24 protein-coding genes are annotated in these 24171 nt (G+C 69.1%); 11 read left to right on the top strand and 13 right to left on the bottom strand.

The features are described 5' to 3' along the window. Nucleotides 1-119 precede the first annotated feature (119 nt). On the bottom strand, nucleotides 120-2507 hold the full coding sequence (locus tag CK240_RS04470) for a family 16 glycosylhydrolase (RefSeq protein WP_135058792.1): 2388 nt from the start codon (nucleotides 2505-2507) through the stop codon (nucleotides 120-122). 99 nt (nucleotides 2508-2606) lie between these two features. Here CK240_RS04470 and CK240_RS04465 point away from each other — a divergent pair, with 99 nt between their 5' ends. Then, the gene (locus tag CK240_RS04465; protein WP_095639112.1) at nucleotides 2607-2822 is read left to right on the top strand and encodes a hypothetical protein; all 216 of its coding nucleotides are present in this window, start codon (nucleotides 2607-2609) and stop codon (nucleotides 2820-2822) included. A 158-nt stretch (nucleotides 2823-2980) separates the two neighbouring features. On the opposite strand, the gene CK240_RS04460 is transcribed toward CK240_RS04465, so the two are convergent. Genes CK240_RS04460 through CK240_RS04440 form a run of 5 tightly spaced genes read right to left on the bottom strand, consistent with a single transcriptional unit; the run spans nucleotide 2981 to nucleotide 8487 of the window. Beyond that, nucleotides 2981-4591, bottom strand: coding sequence for an FGGY-family carbohydrate kinase (locus CK240_RS04460; RefSeq protein WP_095639111.1), 1611 nt, complete (start codon nucleotides 4589-4591; stop codon nucleotides 2981-2983). Between the two features lie 13 nt (nucleotides 4592-4604). Further along, a complete protein-coding gene (locus tag CK240_RS04455) occupies nucleotides 4605-5333 on the bottom strand; it encodes an SDR family oxidoreductase (RefSeq protein ID WP_095639110.1) in 729 nt (242 codons plus the stop codon). A 12-nt stretch (nucleotides 5334-5345) separates the two neighbouring features. Further along, the gene (locus tag CK240_RS04450) at nucleotides 5346-6587 is read right to left on the bottom strand and encodes a sugar ABC transporter permease (protein ID WP_095639109.1); all 1242 of its coding nucleotides are present in this window, start codon (nucleotides 6585-6587) and stop codon (nucleotides 5346-5348) included. Between the two features lies 1 nt (nucleotide 6588). Continuing rightward, nucleotides 6589-7380 (bottom strand): ATP-binding cassette domain-containing protein, encoded by a 792-nt coding sequence (locus CK240_RS04445; RefSeq protein ID WP_095639108.1) that lies wholly within the window; start codon nucleotides 7378-7380, stop codon nucleotides 6589-6591. Nucleotides 7381-7437: 57 nt separating this feature from the next. Next, nucleotides 7438-8487 carry an ABC transporter substrate-binding protein gene (locus tag CK240_RS04440; RefSeq protein ID WP_095639107.1) on the bottom strand — a complete coding sequence of 350 codons (1050 nt, stop codon included), beginning with the start codon at nucleotides 8485-8487 and terminating at the stop codon, nucleotides 7438-7440. 179 nt (nucleotides 8488-8666) lie between these two features. Here CK240_RS04440 and CK240_RS04435 point away from each other — a divergent pair, with 179 nt between their 5' ends. Both CK240_RS04435 and CK240_RS04430 read left to right on the top strand, forming a co-directional pair. Continuing rightward, nucleotides 8667-9677: a LacI family DNA-binding transcriptional regulator gene (locus CK240_RS04435; protein ID WP_095639106.1), complete on the top strand. Its 1011-nt coding sequence runs from the start codon at nucleotides 8667-8669 to the stop codon at nucleotides 9675-9677. Between the two features lie 81 nt (nucleotides 9678-9758). Continuing rightward, nucleotides 9759-10034, top strand: coding sequence for a hypothetical protein (locus tag CK240_RS04430; RefSeq protein ID WP_095639105.1), 276 nt, complete (start codon nucleotides 9759-9761; stop codon nucleotides 10032-10034). Between the two features lie 17 nt (nucleotides 10035-10051). On the opposite strand, the gene CK240_RS04425 is transcribed toward CK240_RS04430, so the two are convergent. Beyond that, entirely contained in the window at nucleotides 10052-10531 is a 480-nt protein-coding gene (locus tag CK240_RS04425) for an Lrp/AsnC family transcriptional regulator (protein WP_095639104.1), read from the bottom strand. 125 nt (nucleotides 10532-10656) lie between these two features. Here CK240_RS04425 and CK240_RS04420 point away from each other — a divergent pair, with 125 nt between their 5' ends. From CK240_RS04420 to CK240_RS04400, 5 genes are all read left to right on the top strand, one after another. Beyond that, nucleotides 10657-11112 carry an Rrf2 family transcriptional regulator gene (locus CK240_RS04420; protein WP_095639257.1) on the top strand — a complete coding sequence of 152 codons (456 nt, stop codon included), beginning with the start codon at nucleotides 10657-10659 and terminating at the stop codon, nucleotides 11110-11112. Between the two features lie 262 nt (nucleotides 11113-11374). Then, nucleotides 11375-12397 carry a sulfate ABC transporter substrate-binding protein gene (locus CK240_RS04415; protein ID WP_095639255.1) on the top strand — a complete coding sequence of 341 codons (1023 nt, stop codon included), beginning with the start codon at nucleotides 11375-11377 and terminating at the stop codon, nucleotides 12395-12397. Then, nucleotides 12397-13233: a sulfate ABC transporter permease subunit CysT gene (gene cysT / locus CK240_RS04410; protein WP_095639256.1), complete on the top strand. Its 837-nt coding sequence runs from the start codon at nucleotides 12397-12399 to the stop codon at nucleotides 13231-13233. Before CK240_RS04415 ends, cysT begins: the two co-directional genes overlap by 1 nt. After that, nucleotides 13226-14122: a sulfate ABC transporter permease subunit CysW gene (cysW, locus tag CK240_RS04405; protein ID WP_095639103.1), complete on the top strand. Its 897-nt coding sequence runs from the start codon at nucleotides 13226-13228 to the stop codon at nucleotides 14120-14122. The genes cysT and cysW overlap by 8 nt, the downstream gene beginning before the upstream one ends. Nucleotides 14123-14135: 13 nt before the next feature. Then, nucleotides 14136-14855 (top strand): sulfate/molybdate ABC transporter ATP-binding protein, encoded by a 720-nt coding sequence (locus CK240_RS04400; RefSeq protein WP_095639102.1) that lies wholly within the window; start codon nucleotides 14136-14138, stop codon nucleotides 14853-14855. A gap of 21 nt (nucleotides 14856-14876) precedes the next feature. Here CK240_RS04400 and CK240_RS04395 read toward each other — a convergent pair whose 3' ends face one another. The 5 genes from CK240_RS04395 to CK240_RS04375 form a co-directional block, all read right to left on the bottom strand. After that, entirely contained in the window at nucleotides 14877-15719 is an 843-nt protein-coding gene (locus CK240_RS04395; protein WP_095639101.1) for an SDR family oxidoreductase, read from the bottom strand. Nucleotides 15720-15833: 114 nt separating this feature from the next. Continuing rightward, nucleotides 15834-16823: an iron exporter MbfA gene (mbfA, locus tag CK240_RS04390; RefSeq protein ID WP_095639100.1), complete on the bottom strand. Its 990-nt coding sequence runs from the start codon at nucleotides 16821-16823 to the stop codon at nucleotides 15834-15836. 106 nt (nucleotides 16824-16929) lie between these two features. Further along, entirely contained in the window at nucleotides 16930-18606 is a 1677-nt protein-coding gene (locus CK240_RS04385) for an ABC transporter permease (protein WP_095639099.1), read from the bottom strand. A 25-nt stretch (nucleotides 18607-18631) separates the two neighbouring features. Continuing rightward, nucleotides 18632-19654 (bottom strand): Fe(3+) ABC transporter substrate-binding protein, encoded by a 1023-nt coding sequence (locus CK240_RS04380; protein WP_240517276.1) that lies wholly within the window; start codon nucleotides 19652-19654, stop codon nucleotides 18632-18634. A 58-nt stretch (nucleotides 19655-19712) separates the two neighbouring features. Continuing rightward, nucleotides 19713-20816 (bottom strand): ABC transporter ATP-binding protein, encoded by a 1104-nt coding sequence (locus CK240_RS04375; protein WP_095639098.1) that lies wholly within the window; start codon nucleotides 20814-20816, stop codon nucleotides 19713-19715. 178 nt (nucleotides 20817-20994) lie between these two features. Between CK240_RS04375 and CK240_RS04370 the strand changes: the two genes are divergently transcribed. After that, nucleotides 20995-22110: a zinc-binding dehydrogenase gene (locus tag CK240_RS04370; protein WP_095639097.1), complete on the top strand. Its 1116-nt coding sequence runs from the start codon at nucleotides 20995-20997 to the stop codon at nucleotides 22108-22110. An 18-nt stretch (nucleotides 22111-22128) separates the two neighbouring features. Here the strand turns inward: CK240_RS04370 and CK240_RS04365 are convergent, their stop codons facing one another. Continuing rightward, on the bottom strand, nucleotides 22129-22875 hold the full coding sequence (locus tag CK240_RS04365; protein WP_167649957.1) for a YoaK family protein: 747 nt from the start codon (nucleotides 22873-22875) through the stop codon (nucleotides 22129-22131). Nucleotides 22876-23041: 166 nt separating this feature from the next. Here CK240_RS04365 and CK240_RS04360 point away from each other — a divergent pair, with 166 nt between their 5' ends. Continuing rightward, nucleotides 23042-23716 (top strand): SDR family oxidoreductase, encoded by a 675-nt coding sequence (locus tag CK240_RS04360; RefSeq protein WP_095639096.1) that lies wholly within the window; start codon nucleotides 23042-23044, stop codon nucleotides 23714-23716. A gap of 8 nt (nucleotides 23717-23724) precedes the next feature. After that, nucleotides 23725-24159 (top strand): DUF1810 domain-containing protein, encoded by a 435-nt coding sequence (locus tag CK240_RS04355; RefSeq protein WP_095639095.1) that lies wholly within the window; start codon nucleotides 23725-23727, stop codon nucleotides 24157-24159. Nucleotides 24160-24171: the final 12 nt, after the last annotated feature.

The following is a 24171-nucleotide window of genomic DNA, read 5'->3' as shown; positions in this document are numbered from 1 at the left end:
GATGTGGCAGTCCGGTGACGCGAGAGTGACGCTTCTGTTAAATTCCTTGGCCCGCAGCGGGATGGGCGAGGTTCTTCAAGGAACCTCGCGCCCCGTTCTTTCAAGGCGGCCCGTGCCCGTCAGGCGACGAGCAGGTCCCGGTCCACGTCCGTGAAGCAGAAGTTCTGCGCGCTCAGGTCCTCCAGCGCATAGTCGGCAAGGCACAGGGCCTGGTCCTCGCCCAGGCGGATGATGACATCGTCGCCGTCCTGGACGGACCAGGCGCGGACATCCTCGACATGGCTGAAATGGAAGCCGTCGAGCTGCACCTTGTCGTCCCCCGACAGGTCCAGGATGGTGTCGTTGCCCATCCCCTTGCTGATGACGAAGACATCGACCCCGCCCCTGCCGAGCAGCACGTCGTCCCCGCCCCGCCCGTCCAGTTCGTTGTATTGCGCGTTGCTGCCGCCCAGGTAGTTGTCGGCGTCGTTGCCTGTCAGCCAGCGCGCCCAATCGCCGCCCAGCTTCGCCTTCACCTCGCCTGCCGCCATCGTGTTGGTATAGCCCCACTTGGCCGTGGCGCCCGAGCCATCGATGCGCGCGAAGTCGAAGCTGTCCGATTCCCAGCCCCGGGGCAGGGCCACGACCGCGTGGTCCACGGGACGCTCGTGCACGCGGATATAGTCGATCCGCATGTCGGTATGCTCGGCGTCCGAGAAGCTGTCGCGGTCGATTCCGCCGTACCAGCCGCCGACCGCCACGTTGGCCAGCATGTACATCGGCCGGTGCGCGTCGTCGGGCGTGGCCGCGCGGAAGATCTCGACCCCGTCGAAGTACCAGACCATCTCGTCCGGGCCCCAGTCGAAGCCATAAACGTGCATGCCGTCGGACATGTCGCCGACCAGCGCACTCTGGCCCTCGGCGGTGTGCTGGCCGCTGGCGTTGCTGTGGGCGGTGGTGTGCAGGACGGTGGGGTCGCTGGTCAGCACCTCGAAGATGTCCAGTTCCGGCGGCCAGCTCCCGTCGATGGGCAGCAGCCACCAGGCCGGCCAGAAGCCCCCGCCTTCGGGCATCTCGGCGCGCATCTCGAAATAACCATACTGGACCGAGAAGCTCTGCTCCGAGGTGATGGCGCCGGAAAGGTAGGGCAGGTTCTCCACCTCGGGCAGAAGGTGGTCAGGGGTCTCGCTGACGGTGATGGAGAGCACGCCGTTCCTGATCTCGAAGGGATCGAGGCCGAGGTCGCGATAAGCCGGGTCGACGTAGAACTGCCGCTCGTTGTTGGATTCCAGCGTGCGGTTGCCCCAGTAGTATTCCGGGCGCCACCTGCCGTCAGGATTGTCGGGCGAGCGGAGGTCCAGCCGGTTGAACTCTTCGGCGAACAGCTTTTCCCTGCCCTGGGTGCTTGGCGCGAAGGAGGCCAGGTTTTCGGCCGTCAGGTCCGATAGGCGCGTGTCCTCCAGCGTGACGTCCTGGCCGTTGCCGAGGTCGATCACCACGCTGGTTCCGGATTGGCGGGCGGCATCCATGACATCGGCGAAGCTGCGGAAGCTGAAGCCGTTCAGCCGCAGCATGTCCCCGCCCGCGCCGGCAACGAAGTCGGTGATGGTGTCGTCTCCGTCCCGGGCATCGATGTTGAAGATGTCCCGGCCCGCCCCGCCGGTCAGGGTGTCGTCGCCAGCCTCTCCGTTCAGGCTCTGGCTGCCCGTGCTGCCGCCGGTCAGGTGGTTGTCGCCCGCGTTGCCCCGCGCATAAAGCATCTGCGTGCCTGCGTTGTTGGACACCGTCAGGTTCTCGACGTTCTTCTCGAGCGTCCAGCTGACCCAGGTCATCACGCTGTCCGTGCCCTGACCCGGCAGTTCGACGATGCGCGCGGCGCGGTTATGGGGATAGTAGGTGTCGTCCCCGGCGCCCCCCACCAGCTGCTGCACGGCTTTCGAGGCCTGCGAGATCCAGTCCCGGTCCGATGTGCCATGGACTTGGGCAGGGGCGCCGCCCAGGATGATGTTCGACGCCTTCAGGCTGTCCAGATCGACGCCGCGAAGGGTCAGCTTCTCGCTTCCATGCAGCCAGACCACCGTGTCGCGGCCATCCTGGACCGCGTTGTCCAGAACCTCGTCCGCCGAAAGGAAGCCATAGCTTTCCAGCTTCAGGACATCGCCCGCCGCCGCATTGAAATCGAGGATCGTGTCGGAACCGTTGCCACGGGTGATGACGAACGTGTCGGCTCCCCGGCCCCCGGACAGGGTGTCGTCCCCGGCCAGGCTGGCGAAGGTGTCGTTCCCGCTGCTCCCGGTCAGGCTGTCGTCGCCCGAGGTGCCCTTGACGGAGCGCCCGGCAGGCGCGGCCTGCTGGGACGAGAGCGCCATGGCTGTCAGGCCCACCGACGCATCGGCCTGCGCGAGCCCGGCGTCCCGGTGCGCTTCCGCGCGCCTTTGCAGCGCCGCGGCATCGACAAGGGCGCCCTGCAGGGTTCTGGGGTAGCCATCGGAAAGGGCACGGATCGCTGAAAGAAAAGAGGCTGCCATTGTCTCTTCGCTCCTGGGTTCCTGGAAATCGGCCTTTCGCACCGCTGCGGGTGAGTAATCAAGCGCCGAATACATGCTTAGGTTGCATTCCGCCGATTGATGATTGTTGTTTTCCCCTCGGGCGGGGATCAGGACCGGATCGGCCGGGGCCGCCGTGCGCTGACCATCGCGGCGATCATGTCAGCGATGGTCCTGCCCCGCGTGCCGGACGCAGGGGGCGGGACGATCATCCAGAAGTTGCAACGGCAGGATGACCCGCCCCGGAAGGCAGGTCATCCAGTCGCCATGGTTCACGATGCGACCGGCCGGAGGTGATCACAGCCGGGAGGAATGCCCCCCGCCGGACCAGCGTCCTGCGCGCCAGTCACCGGCGAAGCCGCCTCACCCCACGGCCCCGGCGGGATGCTGCCGGGAGCTTTCGTCCCCCGGCTCATGCCCGCCCGGCGACATGCACCGGGCAAGGCGCGCTTGCGTCAGGCGGCGCGGCTGCCGCGCAGGGCGGATTGCAGGGCGCAGAAGGTGCGATAACGCGCGTCGTGCAGGGCCGCCGCATCGGCATCGGGCTGATACTTGCCCCCTGCCCGCGACATCGCGGCCATGCCTTCCGGCATCGAGGCGAAGCGTCCCGCCGCAACCGCGCCGAGGATCGCCGATCCCAGCAGCACCGGTTCGGGCGCCGTGCTGGACAGCACCGGCTTGCCCGAGCCATCCGCCAGCAGTTGCCGCACGAGGTCGAGCTGCCCCGCCCCGCCCGAGATCACCACCCGGTCCACCGGCGCGCCGGCCTTGTCCTGCGTCTCGATGATCTGGCGCAGGCCATAGGCGATGCCGCAAAGCCCCGCGACGTAAAGCGCGACAAGGCTGTCGATGTCCCGCTCCATCCCCAGGCCGGCGATGATCGCGCGGGCATGGGGGTCGGCGAAGGGCGCGCGGTTGCCCAGGAACTCGGGCACCACATGCAACCCGTCGGCCAGCGTGACGGCAGCGGAAAGGTCGCCTGCCTTGCGCGCGGCCTGCTCGGCCAGCCAGACCGGCAGAGGCTGGCCTGCGGCATTGGCCTCGGCCGCGGCCGCGGAGGCGGCGGGGTGGAAGGACAGAAGCTGCTCGATCGCGGCGCCGGCGGCGGACTGGCCGCCCTCGTTCAGCCACATCCCCGGCACCATCGCCTGATAGTAAGGCCCCCAGACACCCGAGACGAAGACCGGATCGCGCGTCGTCGTCATGGTGCAGGACGATGTGCCGAAGACATAGGCGAGGTTGCTTTCGGGCGAGCCCTGCATCCCCACGGTCCCGATCCCGCCCGCATGGGCGTCGATCAGCCCCGCGCCGACGGGCGTGCCGGGACGCAGGCCCAGGTCGGCCGCCGCCGCCTCGGTCAGCCCCGAACCAAGCGGGGTGCCCGGCGCGACGATCCGCTGCCCGATGCGGGCAAAGCCGTCGGCGGCCAGATCCTCCAGCCCAATGCTGCGGAAGTAGTCCGGGTCCCAGCGGTCCTCGTGGGCGAGATAGGTCCACTTGCAGGTAACGGTGCAACTGGACCGCGCCAGGTCGCCCGTCGCGCGCCAGCCGAGGTAATCGGCCAGGTCGAAGAACTGCCATGCATTGTCGTAGGTCGAGCGCAGGTTCTCGCGCAGCCACAGCAGCTTGGGCGTCTCCATCTCGGGCGAGATGACGTCGCCCACATAGCGCAGGACGGGGTGGCCGAGGGCATTGATCCGCTCGGCCTGTCCCACGGCGCGGTGGTCCATCCAGACGATGATGTTGCGCGCCGGATCGCCCGAGGCGCTGACGGTCAGCGGTTGGCCGCCCTGCCCCAGCACCACCAGCGAGCAGGTCGCGTCGAAGCCGATCCCCGCCACCTCGGCCGGGTCGGTCCCGGCCACAGCCTCGCGGGTCGCGGCGCAGACGGCGGCCCAGATGTCCTCGCTCGACTGCTCGGCGATGTCTGCGCCCTCGCGCCACATGGCGATGTCGCGCTTGGCGGCGGCGACCATGGTGCCGGCCGCGTCGAACAGCCCCGCGCGGGCGCTGCCGGTGCCGACATCGACGCCCAGGAAGAACGGCCCCTGATGGTCGCTGGTCATCGCCCGTCCTCCGTCACAGATCGACGCTGTTGGGCAGGATCACGAGGTCGCGGATCACCACGCCCCGCGGCCGCGTCAGCATGAACAGGACCGCGTCCGCGACCTCCTTCGGCTGCATCAGGCTGCCGTTGGCCAGCGCTTCCTCCATCTTGGCCTTGGGCCAGTCGTCCAGCAGGGCGGTCACGACCGGGCCGGGCAGCACCGCGCCCATGCGGATGCCGTGCTGCGACACCTGACGGCGCGTGGCGTGCAGGAAGGCCTGCACCGCGAACTTCGAGGCGGTGTAGATGGGTTCCCACACGACCGGCACGACGCCCGCGACCGACGAGGTGAAGATCACGTCGCCGGTCTTGCGCTGGATCATCCCCGGCAGGACCGCGCGCACGCTGCGGAAGGCCGCGTTGATGTTGAGGTTCAGCATCCGGTCCCAGGCGTCCGGGTCGCCCTCGGCCGCCGGGCCGCCGATATAGGCGCCGGCATTGGCATGGAAGATGTCCACGGGACCGACCAGTTCCTCGATCCGCGTGGCAATGGCGTCTACCTGCGGGCCGTCCAGCAGGTCCACGACCAGCGGATGCGCCTTGGGACCCAGTTCCCTGCACAAGGCGTCCAGCCGGTCGGCGGCGCAGTCGATCAGCACGACCTCGGCGCCTTCCGCCAGCATCGTGCGGGCGCATTCCAGCCCGATCCCGGACGCGGCGCCGGTGATCGCCGCGACCTTGCCTGACAGTTGCTCAGCCATGATATGTCCTTTTCAAGCGCGGCCGTGGCTCGCGCGCGACTGCCGCGCCAGCGAGTCGACGATCACCGCAATGGCCAGAACCGCGCCGGTGATCATGTAGCGCAGCGACGAGCTGAGGTTCAGCAGCGTCAGCCCGTTCGAGATCGACTGGATCACGATGATCCCCAGCAGGGCCGACCAAGCCGAGCCGCGCCCGCCGAACAGCGACGTCCCCCCGATCACCGCCGCCGCGATGGCGTTGAGGTTCACGTCGCCCGTTCCCGCCTGCTGGCTGGACGAAGCCAGCCGCGAGGCCGCCAGTGTCCCGCCCAGCGCGGCCAGCGTCGAGCACAGCATGAAGGCCGAGATGCGGATGCGGTTCACGTTGATGCCCGACCGGCGCGCGGCCTCGCGGTTGCCGCCCACGGCAAACATGGCGCGGCCCCATTTCGTGCGGGTCAGGGCATAGTTCATGATGACGACCAGCAGCACGAACAGCCCGAACATCCACGGAATGCCGCGCCCCTGGTTGAGGTAGTAGACGGCCCCCAGCAGGATGGCGGTCAGCACCCCCGCCTGCGCGAGCAGGACGGACAAGCCGCCGGGGTTGGACAGGTTGACCGCCCGACGGCGGCGCATCCGGTCGAGGCCCAGCCACAGGATCACCGCGCCCGGCAGCACCGCCAGCAGGTAGCTGAACCAGGCGGGCATGACATAGATCTGGCCGAACTTCACCAGCGGCGAGGCATAGGGCAGGTTGATCGAGCCGGTCGAGCCCAGCAGGTAAAGCTGCAAGCCCAGCATCGCCAGCAGCCCCGACAGGGTGGACACGAAGCTGGGCATCCCGAAGCGGTTGAGCAGCGTCGCATAGACGAAGCCCATGAAGGCGCCCGCGGCGAGCGCCACCAGGATCGCCAGCGCGACCGGCAGCCCCATTTTGACCCAGAACACGCCCAGGATCGCCGAGGCGAGCCCGCTCATGGACCCGACGGACAGGTCGATCTCGCCCAGCATCAGGACGCAGACGATCCCCAGCGAGATGCAGCCCACCGCCGCCGCGTCGAACAGCAGGTTGGCAAGGTTGTTCGGCGCAAGGAAGACCGGGTTCAGCGACCAGAAGACGGTGGCGATCAGGATCAGGCCGACGATGACCGGCAGCATTCCCAAGTCGCCCGAACGGACGCGGTCGATGAAGCCCCGGATGGCGCCGCCGATGCCCTCGTCATGGCGGACCCGGCTGTCCGATCGGTCCAGCGCGCTTTGCGGCTCGGTCATGTCAGGCCCCCGTTTCTTCGAGCTTGCGCGCCTGACGGCGCGAGACGGCGTTCTCGGTCGCGCCGGTGATGGCCGAGACCAGCTCGGCATTCGAGGAATCGGCCGTGAAGACGCCGTTGTTGCGCCCAAGGCGCAGGACGACGATGCGGTCGGCGACGGCGCGCACGTCCTCCATGTTGTGGGAAATCAGGATGACGCCCAGGCCCCGGTCGCGCACGCGCTCGATCAAGTTCAGCACCTCGGCGGTCTGTGCGACGCCCAGGGCGGCGGTGGGCTCGTCCAGCATGATGATCTTGGGGTCCAGCAGCAGCGAGCGCGCGATGGCGACGGTCTGGCGCTGGCCGCCCGACAGCGAGGCCACGGGCTCGCGCACGGACGGGATGCGGGCGGCAAGCTCGCGCAGCAGGGTCCAGGCGCGGACCTCCATCTGCACCTCGTCCAGCCGCCAGGGGGACAGCTCGTGCCCCAGGAACAGGTTGGACACGACGTCCAGGTTCTCGCACAGCGACAGGTCCTGGAAGACGGTGGCAATGCCCATTTCCAGCGCGCGGCCGGGGCTGTCCAGCGTCACGGCCTTGCCCATGAACTCGACGGTTCCGGCCGTCGGCTGGTGGACGCCCGCGAGGACCTTGACCAGCGTGGACTTGCCCGCGCCGTTGTCGCCCACGAGCGCGACGACCTCGCCCGCGTGGATGTCCAGTTCGATGTCCGCCAGCGCCTGCACGGCGCCGAACTGCTTGGACACGCCGCGCAGCTTCAGGATCGGCTCGGCGGATCTTCCGCTTTCGGCCATCGGCTGTTCCTTTTCGTAAAAGGCGCGCGCCGGCGTGACGCGCGCCGCAGTGACATGTTACTTCAGAATGCCGAGTTCACGGCAGGCATCCGCATAGTCGGCGGTGCAGACTTCCTCAACCGTCTGGATGCCCTTGTCGAAGATCTCGGCCTTGATGTTCTCGCGCGTCACGACCGCCGGGACGAACAGTTCGGACGGCGTGTTGTACAGCGTGGTCTTCGCCTCGGGGGTTTCGCCCTTGAGGAAGGCGACCGCGATGTTGGCGGCGGCCTCGGCCACGATCTCGGACGGCTTCGAGATGGTGTTGTACTGGTCGCCCGCGATAATCAGCTGCAGGGCCGCGATGGTCGCGTCATTGCCGGTGACGGGGGGCAGTGGATCGACGCCCGCGGCCTTCAGCGCGGCGATCGCACCGCCCGCAGTGCCGTCGTTGGCCGCCACGATGCCCTTGATCTCGGCCCCGAAGCGGTTGATCTGGCCCGCCGTGAACTCCTGCGCCTTGGGCGGCGCCCATTCGGGCGTGTCGTATTCGGCCAGCGTCTTGTAGGCCGAGGCGTCCAGCGCCGCGTCGATCCCGTCGCGGATCAGCCCGGCCGCCGCGTCCGTGGGCGAGCCGTTGATCTGCAGCACGCCCGCGCCGTCCGGCACGCCCTGCGCCTTCATGTGGTCGACCAGCGACTGCGCGATGGCCTGGCCGATGCCCTTGTTGTCGAAGGACACGTAATAGTCGGCGGGCATGTCCGGGATCGGGCGGTCATAGGCGATGACCTTGACGCCCTGCGACTGCGCGATCTGCACCAGCCCCGCGGCGGCGGCCGAGTCGACCGGGTCCAGCACGACGACCTTGGCGCCCTGCGTGATGACCGAGTTGAACTGCTGCTGCTGCAGCGACACGTCGGCGTTGGCGTTCTGGTAGATCACCGTGCAGTCGGCGCACAGTTCCTTCATCGCCGCCTGGAAGCCGGGGAAGTCCTTTTCCTCGTAGCGGGTGGATGCCTGGTCGGGCATCAGGAAGGCGACGGTCGCGGCTTCCTGCGCGGCGGCCGCGCCGCCCAGCAGGGCCGCCGCGATGGCCGAAGCGGCCGCGAGCGATAGTTTCGACGTCATGGTCTGTCTCCTCCACATGTCACGTAGCGCGGCCTGTCCCGGGGGCAGGTCGGTCATGTTGCGCCATCGATAAAGCTTGGATGCTCAATCGGTGGAGCGTAGATTGCTTCGGCAGAAGTATGCTGTCAAGGTTCCACCCAGGGCAGGATCACTGCGTCATTTTTCCCGGCGGGTGGGACATGGCCGACGACGACGAGATCACCGCGAAGCGACCGACGATCTACGACCTGGCCCAGATCGCCGGCACCAGCGCCAGCGCCGTCAGCTCGGTGCTGAACGGGACTTGGAAAAAGCGCCGCATCAGCGCGCGACTGGCGGAACGGATCAGCCGCATCGCCGAGGAACAGGGCTATGCCGTCAACCTGCCCGCGCGGATGCTGCGGCGGGAACGCTCGCGCGTCATCGGCATGATCATCCCGAAATACGACAATCGCTATTTCGGCGCGATCGCCGAGCGCTTCGAGACGATGGCGCGGGAACGCGGGCTGTTTCCCGTCATCACCTGCACCCAGCGCGAGCCCGCCCTGGAGGTCGAGGCCGCGCGCGAGATGATGTCCTACCAGGTCGAATGCCTGATCGTGACCGGCGCCACCGACCCCGACAGGATCGCCGAGCTGTGCAGCGCCGCGCGGGTGCGGGCGATCAACCTGGACCTGCCGGGCGGCCGCGCGCCGTCCGTCGTGTCGGACAACTTCGCGGGCGCGCTGGAACTGACGCGGGTGATCCTGTCGCGGGTGCGGGCGGATTTCGGGACGCCTGCGCCGCTGTATTTCATCGGTGGCCGCGCGCAGGACAACAACACGCGCGAGCGCCTGCGCGGGTTCACCGCCGCCCACCACGAAGCGGGACTGGCCGTCCCCGAGGGCAACTGCCTGATGCGCGGCTATTCCGCCGCCAAGACCCTTTCCGCCATGGCGGAGCTGGGGATCGCCGACGGCAGTGGCGTTTTTGTCAACTCGACCATCGCGCTGGAAGGGGTGGTCCGCTGGCTGCACGACCAGCCCATCCCCCCGGAACTGCGCTTCGGCTGCTTCGACTGGGACCCCTTCGCGGTCTTCCTGCCGCAGAACGTGGGCATGATGCAGCAGGACGTCGCCGCGATGCTGTCCACGGCCTTCCAGCTGATCGAGTCCCCGCCCGAGGGCGTGCCGACCATCCGGATCCCCTGCCGCTTCCGCCCGCGCCCCTGAGCCAAGGGGGCATCGTCCGCGACCGGCTGTGCGCGCCCGGCCATCAATGCTAGGCTGACGAAAACCTGCGGAGATCCGGACATGCGCCCTGTCCTGTTGCTGCTGCCGCTCGTGCAGCTTGCCGCCTGCGCGGCCGAGCCCACGCCCGCTGCCTCTGACCTGCGGGCGCGGCAGGAAGCCGCCTGCACCGCCACGATCGCCGCCCATATCCGCCGCCCCCCGGCCGAGGTCACCTCGCGCTGGCTGTCGGACGCGGCGGGGGTCGCCACGGTCGAGGCGCGAGACGGCAACCGCCTGCATCTTTGCCAGGTGGACGGCTCGGGCCGGGTGCTGGGCTACACGCACCCCGGGGCCTGACGCCGCAGGCCGCGAACTCAGCGCGTCGTGGTGTCCACCGGATAGCCGGGCGTCGCCTTCAGCCGTTCCAGCACGAACAGGGACGAGCAGGACTTGACCTTCACCAGCGTGGTCAGCCGCTTGTAGAACTCGTCAAAGGCGCCGACGTCGCGCGCCACGATCTGCAGCAGGTAGTCGTAGACGCCCGCCATGCGGTACACCTCGCGCACCTCGGGCATGGCGGCCAGCGCCCGCTCGAAACCCGCGCGCCATTCGGGCGAATGGTCCGGCGCCTCGACCCCGGCGAAGACTGTCAGGCCCAGCCCCAGCTTGGCAGGATCGGCGATGGCCACGCGGCCTGTCAGCACGCCCGCGGCCTCGAGCTTCTGGATGCGCTTCCAGCAGGGCGTCTGGGACAGGCCCACCTGATCGGCGATTCGCCCGATGGGTTGGGTGGCATCGTGCATCAGCGCCGAAACGATCTTGCGGTCAATGAGATCCAGCGTGGTCGCGGTCATGGCGTCCTCTTGTCGCTGCCATATGACTGGCATCCTGAACGAAGAATATCTACAAGCCAAGTCGTCTTTAGAACCTTTCTCTCGCGGCGCTTGCGAAGCGGCAGGCGTCTGCCTACGGCTTGCTGATGATCACGCAGAAGATGAAATACGCGCTCAAGGCGCTGCTGGTGCTGGCCGACGAGGCTGCCTCGGAGTTTCCGCAGGCCCTGTCGATCGAACAGGTCGCCAAGCGGGCCGGCACGCCCAAGCGGTTCCTGGAACACATCCTGCTGGAAATCCGCGACGCGGGCGTGATCTCGTCCAAGCGGGGGCGAGCGGGCGGCTATGTGCTGGTCAAGCGGCCGGGCGAGGTGAAGCTGTCGGAACTGCTGCGGCTGATCGACGGCCCGCTGGCGCCCCTGCCCTGCCTGTCGCGCAGCGCCTATCAGCGCTGCCCCGACTGCACGGACGAGGAAACCTGCCGCATCCGCAAGACCTTCGCGGATGTGTTCTGGACCTACCTGCTGATCATCGACTCGCTGACGCTGGCCGACCTGATGCGCTCGGGCGAGCTGGCAAGCCGGGTCATCGCGGAACCCTGACTTCCGTCCCTTTCGCCTGCCGCCGCCTCACCTTGTTCATGCAGGGCGGAGACGCCGACGCATCGTGCCTTCCGCCTGCGCGCCCGGAGAATGAACTTCTACAATCACGACAAAATTCACCGATATTTTTTCCTTGATATAGACGATCTACTTACTCGATATTTCTGGCATGGCGCACGGCTTCCGGGCCGCCGCGCAGATCAGGAGGATCGACCAGATGACCCGCGAAACCCTTGGCTCCATCGCCCCCCGCCCCGCGCCCATGACGGCGGCCGAGATCGTGGCGCCCCTGCGGCGGGTGAAGCCGCTGCTGACCTGGGGCGCGATCCTGGCCGTCTTCGCGCTGACCATCGGCGAAACCCGTGCCGAGGCGCTGCTGAACGTCAGCTACGACCCGACGCGCGAGCTTTACCGCGAGGTGAACGAGGCCTTCACCGAATACTGGACCGCCCAAGGCAACCCCGCCCCCCAGATCGAGGCCAGCCACGGCGGCTCGGGCGCGCAGGCGCGCTCGGTGGTCGAGGGGCTGAACGCGCAGGTGGTGACGCTGGCCCTGGCCTCGGACATCGACCGGATCGCCGAGGCGGGCAAGCTGCCGAAGGACTGGCAGGGCAGGCTGCCGCACAACTCCTCGCCCTACACTTCGACCATCGTCTTCCTTGTGCGCGAGGGGAACCCCAAGGGCATCAAGGACTGGGGCGACCTCGTGGCCGAGGGCGTGCAGGTGATCACGCCGAACCCCAAGACCTCGGGCGGGGCGCGCTGGAACTATCTCGCCGCCTGGGCCTGGGCGGAACGGAACGGGCAGGACCCCAAGGACTTCGTGGGCAAGCTGTTCAAGAACGTCCCGGTCCTGGACTCGGGCGCACGCGGGGCGACCACGACCTTCTCGCAGCGCGGGATCGGCGACGTGCTGCTGGCCTGGGAGAACGAGGCCTACCTGGCGCTCAAGGAACTGGGCGAGGACCAGTTCGACATCGTCGTGCCCTCGGTCTCGGTGCTGGCCGAGCCGCCGGTCGCCATCGTCGAGGCCAACATCGCCAATGACGAACAGCGCAAGCTGGCCGAGGGCTACCTGAACTTCCTTTACTCGCCGCAGGGCCAGGCGCTGGCCTTCAAGAACTATTATCGCGCCTGGGACAGCTCGGCCGCGGCGCCCGAGGACGTGGCCCGCTTTCCCAAGGTCGAGCTGGTGGACATCTCGCATTTCGGCGGTTGGTCCAGGGTGCAGCCGGAACACTTCGGCGACGGCGGCATCTTCGACCAGATCTACGTGCCGAAATGATGCGCCGCCCCTTTGTGCAGCAATCCCCGATGCCGGGCTTCGGCCTGGCGATGGGGATCACCATGACGATGCTGTCGGTGGTCGTGCTGCTGCCGATCGGCGCCCTGCTTCTCAAGGGCGCCGACTTCGGCCTTGCCAACATCTGGGCGACGGTGAACCGTGAACGGGTCTGGAAGGCGCTGTGGCTGTCCTTCCGGCTGTCCTTCATGGCGGCTCTGTTCAACCTGGTCTTCGGGGTGCTGCTGGCCTGGGTGCTGGCGCGCTATCGCTTTCCGGGGCGCCGGCTGCTGGACGCCGCCGTTGACCTGCCCTTCGCGCTTCCCACCGCCGTCGCGGGCATCGCGCTGACGGCGCTTTACGCGCCGAACGGCGTCTTCGGCTCGGTCCTGGCGGATGCGGGCGTCAAGGTCGCCTATACCCGGTGGGGCATCCTGGTCGCCCTGGTCTTCGTGGGCCTGCCCTTTGTCACCCGCACGGTCCAGCCCGTGATCGAGGAAATCGACCGCGAGGTCGAGGAAGCCTCGGCCACGCTGGGCGCCTCGCGCCTTCACACGCTGCGCCACGTGATCCTGCCCATGCTGACGCCCGCCGCGCTGACGGGCTTCGCGCTGGCGCTGGCGCGGGCGGTGGGCGAATACGGGTCGGTCATCTTCATTGCCGGGAACATCCCGCTGGTGACCGAGATCGCGCCCCTGCTGATCGTGATCCAGCTTGAGGAATACAACTACGACGCCGCCGCCGCGATCGGCATCGCCATGCTGCTGATCTCCTTCGCGATGCTGCTGGCGATCAACCTCATCCAGATCTGGAGCCGCCGGAGGATCGGTTATGTCTGACATCCCCCTGCCCCCTGCAAGCCTGCGTCCCGCCGCAGCCGCCCGCCGCTTCCGCGCCCCCACGGACGAGGCCCCCGCCACGCGGCTGGTCCTGATCCTGCTGGCGGTCCTCGGCCTGGGCGTGCTGGTGCTGGCGCCCCTGGCCACCGTCTTCGCCGAAGCCCTGGCCCAGGGGATCGGCGCCGCCGTCGAAAGCCTGTCGGACCCGCAGGCTTGGTCCGCGATCTGGCTGACGCTGCTGGTCGCGGCCATCGCGGTGCCGCTGAACGCGGTGTTCGGGATCGCCGCCGCATGGGCGATCACCAAGTTCGACTTTCGCGGCAAGGCCTTCCTGATCACGCTGATCGACCTGCCGTTTTCCGTCAGCCCCGTTGTCGCAGGCCTCTGCATCGTGCTGACCTTCGGGGCGAACTCGCTGATCGGCGGCTGGCTGGTGGCGCATGGCTTCCCCATCGTCTTCGCCCTGCCCGGCATCGTGCTGGCCACGATGTTCGTGACCTTCCCCTTTGTCGCGCGCGAGCTGATCCCCGTGATGATCGAGCAGGGCCGCGCCGAGGAGGAGGCCGCCCTGACGCTGGGCGCCTCGGGCTGGCGCGTCTTCCGCACCGTGACCCTGCCCAACATCCGCTGGGCGCTGCTGTATGGCGTGCTGCTGTGCAACGCCCGCGCCATGGGCGAATTCGGCGCCGTGGCCGTGGTGTCGGGCAAGATCCGGGGCCAGACGGCCACCATGCCGATCACCATCGAGATGCTTTACAACGAATACATGAGCGTCGCCGCCTTCTCGATGGCCGCGCTGCTGGCGTTCCTGGGACTGGTGACGCTGATGATCAAGACCACGCTGGAAATCCGCCACGCCGACCAACTGGCCGCACAGCGCCGGCACTGAAAGGACCCCGATCATGGTCATCCAGATCGACGAAATCTCGAAGCTGTTCGGAACGACCGCGGCGCTGCAACCGGTGTCGCTGTCGATCCCCGGCGGCGCGCTGGTCGCGCTGCTGGGGCCGTCGGGCTCGGGCAAGACGACGCTGCTGCGCATCCTGGGCGGGCTGGAATACCCGACCTCGGGCCGGGTGCTGTTCGACGGCCATGACGCGACCGGCATGACCGTGCAGGAACGCCGCGCGGGCTTCGTCTTCCAGTCCTATGCCCTGTTCCGGCACATGACGGTGTTCGACAACATCGCCTACGGCCTGAACGCCCGCCCGCGCGCGAGCCGCCCGTCCCGGGCCGAAATCGCGCGGCGGGTCACCAAGCTCCTGGACCTGATCCAGTTGCCCCAGATCGCCGACCGCTACCCCAGCCAGCTTTCGGGCGGCCAGCGCCAGCGCGTCGCCCTGGCCCGCGCGCTGGCGATCGAGCCGCGCATGCTGCTGCTGGACGAGCCCTTCGGGGCCTTGGACGCCAAGGTCCGCAAGGAACTGCGGCAGGGCCTGCGCGAGATCCATGACGAGACGGGCCTGACCACCGTCTTCGTCACCCATGACCAGGACGAGGCGATGGAACTGGCCGACCTGGTGGTGGTCATGTCCATGGGCCGGATCGAGCAGATCGGCCGCCCCCAGGACATCCGCACCCGTCCCGCCACTCCGTTCGTCCGCGACTTCATCGCGGGCTGAGCGGCGGGGCGCCGGGGCCGGTTACGCCCTGGCGGGGGGCAGGCCGAAGGTCCCGATCACCCTGGCCTCGAAGTCCTTGTCGGACAGGCTGCGGCGCAGGGGGACGAACTGCTCGGCTTCGGCCCCGACCATGACGGCGATGTCGCTGTCGGGGTTCTCGATGATCTCGCGGACGGCGCGGGCGATCGGCTCGGGCGAGGGTCCCTCGTTGATGGCCTGCGCCACGATCGGGACGAAATGCGCGACAAGCTCGCGGTAGGCCGAGTCCTCGGCCGTGGTCGCGGCGTTGGCGACCAGCCCCTTACGCACGAAGTTCGTCCCGAACAGCCCGGCAAGGATCGAATGCACACGGATGCCGAAAGGCCCGACCTCGAGGCGCAGGGAATCGGTCAGCCCTTCGACCGCGTATTTGCTGGCGTTGTAATGCGCCAGCAGCGGCAGGCCCATGCGTCCGAGGAAGGACGAGATGTTGATGATGACGCCCCCGCCCGCCCGGCGCATGTGCGGCAGCACCTCGCGCGTCATGCGGATCAGGCCCAGCACGTTCACGTCGAACTGCTTGAAGATCTCCTCGTCGGTGCCGTCCTCGACCGTGGCGAGAAGGCCGAAGCCCGCGTTGTTGACCAGCACGTCGATGCCGCCCGCCTGATCGACCACCTGCGCCACGGCCGCGTGGATCGAGGCGGTGTCCTGCACGTCCAGCATGACGGGCGTGATGTCCAGCCCGCGCGCCCTGGCGGCGTCAAGCTCGGCGCTGTCGCCCCGCACGCCCGCAAAGACGCGACAGCCGTTTTCGGCCAGCAGCAGGGCGGTCGCCAGGCCCATGCCGGACCGGGCGCCGGTGATGAGAACGCTCTTGGTCATGTCATCCTCCTGTCGGGCGGTGTTTCGCCGGGCGTTTCGCCCGTCTGCCGACCTGCGCAGGAGGTGCCACGTTCCGCGGCCCGGCGCTTTGCGCCGGCGCAATGACGCGCGGTGTCAGGCCCCCCCGATCAGGATGCCCGCCGCCAGCACCAGCGCGCCGCCCAGCACGACCTGGAAGGTGGCGCGCAGGAAGGGCGTCTCCATGAACCTGTTCTGGATCCAGACAATGGCCCAAAGCTCGACGAAGACCACCAGCAGGGCCACGGCCGTGGCGGTCCAGAAGCTGGGGATCAGGTAGGGCAGCGCGTGGCCCAAGCCGCCCAGCGCCGTCATCACCCCCGAGGCCAGCCCCCGCTTCCACGGCGCCCCCCGCCCCGACAGCCTGCCGTCATCATGGGCGGCCTCGGTGAAGCCCATCGAGATGCCCGCCCCGACCGAGGCCGACAGCCCGACGAGGAAGGTGGTCCAGGGGTCCTGCGTGGCGAAGGCCGTGGCGAAGATCGGCGCCAGCGTGGACACCGAGCCGTCCATCAGCCCCGCCAGCCCCGGCTGCACCCAGGTCAGCAGGAACTGCCGCCGCGCGGCCTCGTCCTCGACATCGCCCCTGCCCTCGCCCAGGTGCCGTTCGGCCAACGCCTCGGCGCTCGCCTCGTGCCGTCCCTCGGCGGCGGCGAGGTCGCCCAGCAGCCTGCGCGTCTCGGCATCCGCCGTGTGCGAGGCCGCGCGCGCATAGAAGGCCTGCGCCTCGCGTTCCATCGAGGCGGCTTCCTCGCGGATGCGGTCCAGCGGCAGGTTGCGGACCAGCCAGACCGGGCGGCGGGCGTAGAAGTCGCGCACATGCTCGCGCCGCAGCGGCAGGATCGTCTCGCCGAAGCGCCGGCGGTAAAGCTCGATCAGGCGGCGGCGGTGCTCGTCCTCCTCGTCGGCCATGCCCTGGAAGATGGCGGCGGTGGCGGGATAGGCTTCGCGCAGGTTGGCGGCATAGGTGGCGTAGATGCGGCCGTCCTCCTCCTCGGACGAGATCGCGAGGGCGAGGATTTCCTGCTCGTCAAGGTCCGCGAAGGCGCGGCGGCCGTTGAAACCCGGAATGGAAAGTCGCGGCATCCGTCACCTCGGCGGTTGGGGCGCGGGACGGGCCAGACCCGACCGGGCGCGGTTGCCCCCGGTTTAGCGGGGCCCGCGCGTTCCTTCCAGCCGTCCCGGAGTCGCATCACCCCCGCGAGGCGCCGGGCCCCACCCGTGCCAGCAGGATGACCGGCAGGATGCCGACAAGGACGATGGCCCAGGCGGCGATGGCGGCTTCCTCGTAGGTGCCGCGCGCGGCCTCTCCGTAAAGGTGGGTCGCCAGCGTCTCGAAGTTCAGGGGCCGCAGCAGCAGGGTCGCGGGCAGTTCCTTCATGCAATCGACGAAGACCAGCAGCCCGGCGGCGGCCAGCGCGGGCCTGGACAGCGGCAGGTGGACGTGGCGCAGCATCCCCGTCACGCCCTGCCCCAGCGTCCGCGCGGACTGGTCGTAGCTGCGCGGGATGCGCGTCAGCCCCGCCTCGACCGATCCGATCGAGATCGCAAGGAACCGCGCCAGATAGGCATAGCCCAGCGCCAGCCCCGAGCCGATCAGGACCAGCCCCGGATCGACGCCGAAGAGCGCGCCGGCCGCCTGCCCGATCCAGCGGTCCAGGCCCGCCGAGGCGATCAGGATGCCCAAGGCCAGGATGGTGCCCGGCATGGCATAGCCGATCGAGGCCGCGCGGTGGACAAGCTGCATCCCCCGCTGCGGAAAGACGCGGGCGGCATAGGCGACGACCAGCCCGCAGGCCAGCACCGCGACCGTCGCCAGCGCCGACAGCACGAAGCTGTTGCGCGCCTCGGCCAGCAGGCGGTCCGACAGGCCCGCGAACTGGAAGCGCTGCCATGCCTCGACCGCCAGATACAGCGCGGGCAGCAGGAAGCCGAAGAACACCGGCAGGAAGCCCAAGGCCAGCGCGGCAAGGCCCGCCCCCCGGCCCAGCGGCTCGCGCGCGAAGCTGCGGGCGCGCTGGCCGCTGACCGAATAGCGCTGCCGGCGGCGCGCCCAGCGTTCCAGCGAGACCAGCGCCACGACCAGCAGCAGCATGGCCAGCGAGATCTGCGCCGCGCCCGGCAGGTCGGACCGCGTGACCCAGGTCGTATAGACCGAGATCGTCAGCGACCGCACGCCCAGGAACTCGGACGCGCCGATGTCGTTCAGCGTCTCCATCAGGGCGAGGCTGACGCCCACCGCGATGGCGGGGCGGGCCAGCGGCAGGGCCACGCGGCCGAAGACCTGCCGCCGGCTGGTGCCCAGGGTGCGGGCGACCTCGACCAGGTTCGCGGCCTGCGTCATGAACATCGCCCGCGTGGGCAGGTAGACGTAAGGGTAAAGGACAAGGCTCAGCAGCAGGATCGCCCCCGTCATCGAGCGGATGTCGGGCAGGCGGAACGCGCGCGGGCTGTCATGGCCGAGGGCCGCGCGGACCAGCGTCTGGAACGGCCCCAGCGGGTGCAGCAGGTCCAGATAGGCATAGGCCACGATATAGGTGGGCACCGCCAAGGGCAGCAGCAGCGCCCATTCCAGCACGCGCCGCCCCGGGAAGTCATGGGCCGTCACCAGCCAGGCGGCAGAAGTCCCGATCGCCGCCGTCAGCACCCCGACGCCGCCCATCAGGATCGCCGTCTGCCCCAGCGCATGGGGCAGGACATACCGCGCGAGATGCGACCACAGGCCCTCGGACCCCTGCGCGGCCTGCCACAGCAGGGCCAGCACCGGGACCAGGACCAGCGCCGCGACCAGCAGGCTGGCCGCGATCCAGGCCCATGCCCCGAAGCCGAGCGACCGGGCGGGCCGAATGCGGTCCGTCACCCAGGCCATGCTGACGCCGGACCCCGGCCCGCGGTCAGTTGTCGAAGCCGACGCGGTCGACCAGCTCGCTGACCTGCTTGCGATTCTTCACGATCTCGGTCAGCGGCAGGGGATCGACCTTCAGCTCGCCGAACGAGGCGATGATGGGGTCGATGGCGGCCCCGGCCTTCACCGGATATTCGTAGTTCGCCTCGCCATAGATCTTCTGCGCCTCGTCCGAGACGAGGAACTCCAGCAGCTTGACCGCCTCGTCCCGGTTGGGGGCGTTCTTCGCCACGGCCGCGCCGCTGATGTTCACATGGGTGCCGCCGTCCTCGAAGGTCGGCAGGATCACCTTGATCGCCTCGCCCCAGGCCTTCTGCTCGTCCCCGCCCTTGCCCGAGCGCATCAGCCCCACATAGTAGGAGTTCGCGATGGCGATGTCGCAGATGCCGCCCAGGATGTCCTTGGCGCCGTCGCGGTCGCCGCCGCCCGCCTTGCGGGCAAGGTTCGCCTTGAGGCCGGTCAGCCATTCCTCGGTCGCCGCCGCGTCGTGATGCGTCATGAAGGCCGAGAACAGCGCCGTGTTGTAGGGATGCTGGCCCGAGCGGATGCAGATCCGCCCCTTCCATTCGGGGTCCGCCAGATCCTCGTAGGTGATCGAGTCAAGCTCAAGGTCCTTGGCCGCATAGACGACGCGCGCGCGCATCGACAGGGGGAACCACTGGTTGCCCGGGTCGCGCAGGTTTTCCGGGATGGCGGCGGTCAGGATCTCGGACTCGACCGGCTGGGTCAGGCCCCGTTCCACCAGATCGACGAGGTTGCCGGCGTCCACCGCCATCAGCACGTCGGCGGGCGAGCTTTCGCCTTCCGAGGCGAGACGCTCGACCAGGCCGTCCTTCAGGAAGACCGTATTGACCTTGATGCCGGTGTCCCCGGTGAAGGCCTGCAGAAGCGGCTCGACCAGTCCCGGTTCGCGCGAGGTGTAAAGGTTCAGTTCCTGGGCGGAAGCACCCGCGCCCGCGAGGATGGCGGCGCCTGCCAGCATGGCGCGCATGATGGTCGTGTCGGCTTTCATGATGACCTGAACCCTTGTGGAGAAACCTCGGGCAGGCTCATACCGCAACGCCGGGCCGTTAGTCTATATTTTCCCTCGGGTTTGCTCCGCGGCCATTCGCCCCCAGCCCGTCATCGGCGAAGACATGGATCTCGGCCCCGTTCAGCTGCAGGCTGACCTTCTCGCCCACGGCCATGGGGATGCGGACATGGGAATGCATCCGCAGGGTTTCCGCCAGCGGGTGCACCATGATGTCGATCTGCTCGCTTTCGCCCATGAAGGTCTTGGCCGTGACGCGGGCCGAGATGCCGTGCCCGTCCGGCCCGATCGACAGCGCCTGGGGCCGGATGCAGGCCAGCGCCAGCGAGCCGTCCGGCAGGTCGAGGTCGGCGGGAAAGGTGCCGATGGGCGTTTCGATGCGGCCCTTGCTCCAGATGCCCGTCAGGCGGTTGCAGGGCCCCATGAACTCGGCGGCATAAGGAGAGCGGGGGCGGTCGTAGATCTCGAAGGGGGTGCCGACCTGCTCGACCCGCCCTCCGCGCATCAGGACGATCAGGTCGCCCACGGCCAGGGCCTCCTGCGGGTCGTGCGTGACGATGATGGCCGTGGTGCCGATCCGGCGCAGGGTGGCCAGCGTTTCCCGGCGCACCCTTTCGCGCAGCCCCTGGTCGAGGTTCGAGAAGGGCTCGTCCATCAGCAGGATGGCGGGCTGCGGGGCCAGCGCGCGGGCTAGGGCCACGCGCTGCTGCTCGCCGCCCGAAAGCGAATGGGGATAGCGGTCGATCAGGTGGGCAAGGCCGATCCGCCCGACCACCTCGGCCACGCGGTCGCGCTGCGCCGCCTTGGGCAGGTGGCGCAGGCCGAAGGCGAGGTTCTCGGCGACGCTGAGGTGGGGGAACAGCGCGTAATCCTGGAACATGAAGCCGATGCGGCGGCTTTCCGGCTGGACGAAGCGGCCGGGACCCACGATCTCGGTCCCGCTCATCCGGATGCGGCCGCCGTCGGGGCGGTCCACGCCCGCGATGATCCTGAGCAGCGTCGATTTTCCGCAGCCGGATTCCCCCAGAAGGCAGGTGATCCGCCCCGGCGGGATGGCCAGCGTCACGTCCGACAGCACGACCCGGTCGCCGAAGCGGCGCGACACCCCCTCGAGGTCCAGGGACGCGGTCTGGTTCGCGGACATGGCACGGCATTCCCTGCTGGCGCCCCCGCCGGGGCCATCGGTGGCCGCTATCTATGCTGCGCGGCGGGCATTCTCCAGTGTCGCCCGTTTCACCGGGGATCGGGGCGGGCTGGACATTCGGCCGCGGGCCCGGTCCCATGCGGGCCTGACGACCACGGGTTCGGAATGCGAGGACATCATGCCGCACAGCAGCCTTGAACTGCGATCGACCGTCACGGCGGACGGGACGCTGAGGATCAACCTGGAACGCGTCACGGTCCCCGACCCCGGCCCCGGCGAGTTGCTGGTCCGGGTCGAGGCCGCGCCGATCAACCCCTCGGACCTGGGCCTGCTGTTCGGGCCGGCCGACATGGCGACGCTGCGCGCCGAAGGGACCGAGGACGCCCCCGTCCTGACCGCGCAGGTTCCGCAGCAACTGCTGCCGGCCGTCCGTGCCCGGCTGGACCAGTCCATGCCGGTCGGCAACGAGGGCGCGGGCACCGTGATCGGCGCCGGTCCCGACCTGCAGGACCTGGTGGGCCGGCGCGTCGCCATGATCGGCGGCGCCATGTACGCCGAGCTGCGGCTGATCCGCCCCGAGGCCTGCATCGTCCTGCCCGAAGGCGCGGGCGCCGCCGAGGGCGCGGCGCTGTTCGTCAACCCGCTGACCGCGCTCGGCTTTGTCGAAACGATGCGCGCCGAGGGGCACAAGGCGATCGTCCATGTGCCCGCCGCCTCGAACCTCGGCCAGATGCTGGTCAGGATCTGCAAGGCCGACGGGATCGGGCTGGTCAACATCGTCCGCAGCCCCGCGCAGGCCCAGCTTCTGCGCGACCTGGGCGCGACGCATGTCCTCGACAGCAGCGAGCCCGACTTCCGCGGCAGGCTCGAGGAGGCCATCGCCGAGACCGGCGCGACGCTGGCCTTCGACGCCATCGGGGGCGGCGAGATGACCAGCATCATCCTGAACGCGATGGAGGCCGTCGCCGCGCGCAGCCTGGACAGCTACAACCGCTACGGCTCCTCGACGATGAAGCAGGTCTATATCTACGGCGCGCTGGACACCGGCCCCACGATCCTCAAGCGCGGCTTCGGCTTCACCTGGGGCGTCGGCGGCTGGCTTCTGTTCAACGCGCTGGGGCGGCTGGACCCGGCCGTCGTGCAGCGGATGCGCGAGCGGGTGGCGGCCGAGATGACCACCACCTTCGCCAGCCACTACACCGCGACGATCAGCCTGGCCGAGGCGCTGAAGCCGGAAATCGCGGCGGCCTACCAGAAGAAGGCCACGGGCGAGAAATACCTGCTCGTCCCCTGATCGCGTGAAGCGTTGAACCTAGCGCCTGCCCTGCGGTCCCAGCAGGGCAGGCAGCGACAGGGCCAGCAGGACGGCGGACAGGGGAAGCGCGAAGGCGAACCCCAGCCGGGAAAAGCCCAGCGCGCCGACCAGCCCCCCGCCGAGGAAGGCCCCGACCAGCCGCAGGTGGATGCCGAGCTTTCTGCGGTCGGCGGCAACCGGCCGGCCGGGAAAGGCGCGGCCGGAAACCTCGCGTCCCAGTTCGATGCCGATGTCGGTGATCATGCCGGTCGCATGGGTCGTGCGGATGCGCGCGCCCGAGATCTTGGTGATCGTCGCGTTCTGCATCCCCATGATGAAGCACAGGCAGGCCAGCGAGAAGACGCGCCCCGGCTCGGACGAAAAGACGCCGCCGCTCGCGAAGCAGGCGAGGAACGCGCCCTGCACGGCAATGGGCAGGGCATACTGCCGGCGCGCGCGGCGCAGCCGGGCCCAGTTGATCAGGACGGTGCTGAAAGCCGCGCCCGCGACAAAGGCGCCGATGGCCAGCATCGCGACCACCGCGATCCGGAACTGCCCCGCCACGAGGTTGTCCGCCAGCTGCGACAGGTATCCCGTCATGTGCGAGGTATAGGCGCCCAGCGCGAAGAAGCCGCCCGCGTTCGACGCGCCCGCGATCGCGGCCAGCACCGTCGCCAGCGCAAGGTCCGTCCCGCGCGACCGGCGGTGCCCCGTCAGCAGGCGGGCCGAGGCGAGCGGTCGCAGGATGCGTCTTCGGGCGCTCACGGCGGCAGGCACGTCCCCCTGGAAAACAGGCCGCAGACTAGGGCCATGCCGGTCCGGGCGGCAAGCGGCGTTGCCTGCCGGGACGGACCTGCATAGGATCGGCCCATGGCAGCGCGCCGCGGAACGGCCGCGCGCCGAACCCTGCCCCGGCCCGAAGGACGCCCCCATGATCGGCAAGACCCTGTTCATCACCGGCGCTTCCAGCGGCATCGGTGCGGCCACCGCCCGCATGGCTGTCGCGCGCGGCTGGCGCGTGGGCCTGTTCGCCCGGCGCGAGGACCGGCTGCGCGCGCTGGTCGGGGAACTGGGGGCCGACCACGCGCTTTCCCTGCCCGGCGATGTCACGCAGCTTGCCGACCAGCAGGCGGCGCTGAAGCGGATGACGGATGCCTTCGGACCCCTTCACGCGGCATTCGCGAACGCGGGGCGCGGCCTTGACGCGGCAGGGACCGAGGGCGGCGACGTCGACGAATGGCAGGACATGATCCGCATCAACATCCTGGGCCTGCTGTTCACCGCCAAGGCCGCCCTGCCCTTTCTGAAGGAAACCCAGGGGCACCTGCTGATGACCGGCTCGGCGGCGGGGCGCATCCACCTCAAGGGCTCGGTCTATGGCGCGTCCAAGTGGTTCGTCCACGGCTATGGCGGCAACCTGGCCGAGGAGATGCGCGAATGGGGCGGGCGCTGCACCGTCATCGCGCCCGGCATGGTGGACACCGAGTTCTTCGACGAGGCCAAGCCCAAGGCCATCCGCCCCGACGAGGTCGCCCATGCCGCGCTTTACGCGCTGGAAGCGGGGGACCACGCGGCGGTGCGCGAAGTCTTCCTGATGCCGCGCTGAGGACGCTCATGGCCCGCCTTCCCGACGCTGCCCTGACGCTGGACCGCTTCGTCGCGGCGCAGGAGGAGACATACCCCGTCGCGCTGTCCGAACTGCGGCAGGGACGCAAGCAGAGCCACTGGATGTGGTTCATCTTCCCCCAACTGCGCGGGCTGGGACGGTCCGAGATGTCCCATTTCTACGGGATCGAGGATCTCGACGAAGCCCGGCGCTATCTGGCGCACCTGGTGCTGGGGCCGCGGCTGGTGGACTGCGCGCAGGCGGTCCTGGCACACCGGGGGACGCCTGCCGAGGCGATCATGGGTGCGGTGGACGCGGGCAAGCTGCGATCCTCGGCCACGCTGTTCTCGACCGTGGAAGGCGCGCCCGACGTGTTCCGGAACCTTCTGGCCGCGTTCTTCGATGCCCGCCCCTGCCGCCGCACGGCGGAGCGGCTGGGCTGAGCCTACGGCCCC

It is taken from the genome of Paracoccus salipaludis (genome assembly GCF_002287065.1).
In the GTDB taxonomy this organism is placed as follows: domain Bacteria; phylum Pseudomonadota; class Alphaproteobacteria; order Rhodobacterales; family Rhodobacteraceae; genus Paracoccus; species Paracoccus salipaludis.
The sequence above is the reverse complement of the archived record's forward strand: the minus strand, read 5'-3'. Positions and strand labels throughout refer to the sequence as shown.

Excerpts from the sequence above, each read along its gene's own strand:
- CK240_RS04375 (WP_095639098.1), bottom strand. The coding sequence starts at position 20,816 with ATGTCCGCGAACCAGACCGCGTCCCTGGACCTCGAGGGGGTGTCGCGC.
- cysT (WP_095639256.1), top strand. The coding sequence starts at position 12,397 with ATGCGCCGCCCCTTTGTGCAGCAATCCCCGATGCCGGGCTTCGGCCTG.
- CK240_RS04355 (WP_095639095.1), top strand. The coding sequence starts at position 23,725 with ATGGCCCGCCTTCCCGACGCTGCCCTGACGCTGGACCGCTTCGTCGCG.
- mbfA (WP_095639100.1), bottom strand. The coding sequence starts at position 16,823 with ATGCCGCGACTTTCCATTCCGGGTTTCAACGGCCGCCGCGCCTTCGCG.
- CK240_RS04400 (WP_095639102.1), top strand. The coding sequence starts at position 14,136 with ATGGTCATCCAGATCGACGAAATCTCGAAGCTGTTCGGAACGACCGCG.
- CK240_RS04450 (WP_095639109.1), bottom strand. The coding sequence starts at position 6,587 with ATGACCGAGCCGCAAAGCGCGCTGGACCGATCGGACAGCCGGGTCCGC.
- CK240_RS04440 (WP_095639107.1), bottom strand. The coding sequence starts at position 8,487 with ATGACGTCGAAACTATCGCTCGCGGCCGCTTCGGCCATCGCGGCGGCC.
- CK240_RS04420 (WP_095639257.1), top strand. The coding sequence starts at position 10,657 with ATGATCACGCAGAAGATGAAATACGCGCTCAAGGCGCTGCTGGTGCTG.
- CK240_RS04360 (WP_095639096.1), top strand. The coding sequence starts at position 23,042 with ATGATCGGCAAGACCCTGTTCATCACCGGCGCTTCCAGCGGCATCGGT.
- CK240_RS04430 (WP_095639105.1), top strand. The coding sequence starts at position 9,759 with ATGCGCCCTGTCCTGTTGCTGCTGCCGCTCGTGCAGCTTGCCGCCTGC.
- CK240_RS04435 (WP_095639106.1), top strand. The coding sequence starts at position 8,667 with ATGGCCGACGACGACGAGATCACCGCGAAGCGACCGACGATCTACGAC.
- CK240_RS04455 (WP_095639110.1), bottom strand. The coding sequence starts at position 5,333 with ATGGCTGAGCAACTGTCAGGCAAGGTCGCGGCGATCACCGGCGCCGCG.
- CK240_RS04415 (WP_095639255.1), top strand. The coding sequence starts at position 11,375 with ATGACGGCGGCCGAGATCGTGGCGCCCCTGCGGCGGGTGAAGCCGCTG.
- CK240_RS04385 (WP_095639099.1), bottom strand. The coding sequence starts at position 18,606 with ATGGCCTGGGTGACGGACCGCATTCGGCCCGCCCGGTCGCTCGGCTTC.
- CK240_RS04370 (WP_095639097.1), top strand. The coding sequence starts at position 20,995 with ATGCCGCACAGCAGCCTTGAACTGCGATCGACCGTCACGGCGGACGGG.
- CK240_RS04465 (WP_095639112.1), top strand. The coding sequence starts at position 2,607 with ATGATTGTTGTTTTCCCCTCGGGCGGGGATCAGGACCGGATCGGCCGG.
- cysW (WP_095639103.1), top strand. The coding sequence starts at position 13,226 with ATGTCTGACATCCCCCTGCCCCCTGCAAGCCTGCGTCCCGCCGCAGCC.
- CK240_RS04425 (WP_095639104.1), bottom strand. The coding sequence starts at position 10,531 with ATGACCGCGACCACGCTGGATCTCATTGACCGCAAGATCGTTTCGGCG.
- CK240_RS04380 (WP_240517276.1), bottom strand. The coding sequence starts at position 19,654 with ATGAAAGCCGACACGACCATCATGCGCGCCATGCTGGCAGGCGCCGCC.
- CK240_RS04445 (WP_095639108.1), bottom strand. The coding sequence starts at position 7,380 with ATGGCCGAAAGCGGAAGATCCGCCGAGCCGATCCTGAAGCTGCGCGGC.
- CK240_RS04395 (WP_095639101.1), bottom strand. The coding sequence starts at position 15,719 with ATGACCAAGAGCGTTCTCATCACCGGCGCCCGGTCCGGCATGGGCCTG.
- CK240_RS04460 (WP_095639111.1), bottom strand. The coding sequence starts at position 4,591 with ATGACCAGCGACCATCAGGGGCCGTTCTTCCTGGGCGTCGATGTCGGC.
- CK240_RS04470 (WP_135058792.1), bottom strand. The coding sequence starts at position 2,507 with ATGGCAGCCTCTTTTCTTTCAGCGATCCGTGCCCTTTCCGATGGCTAC.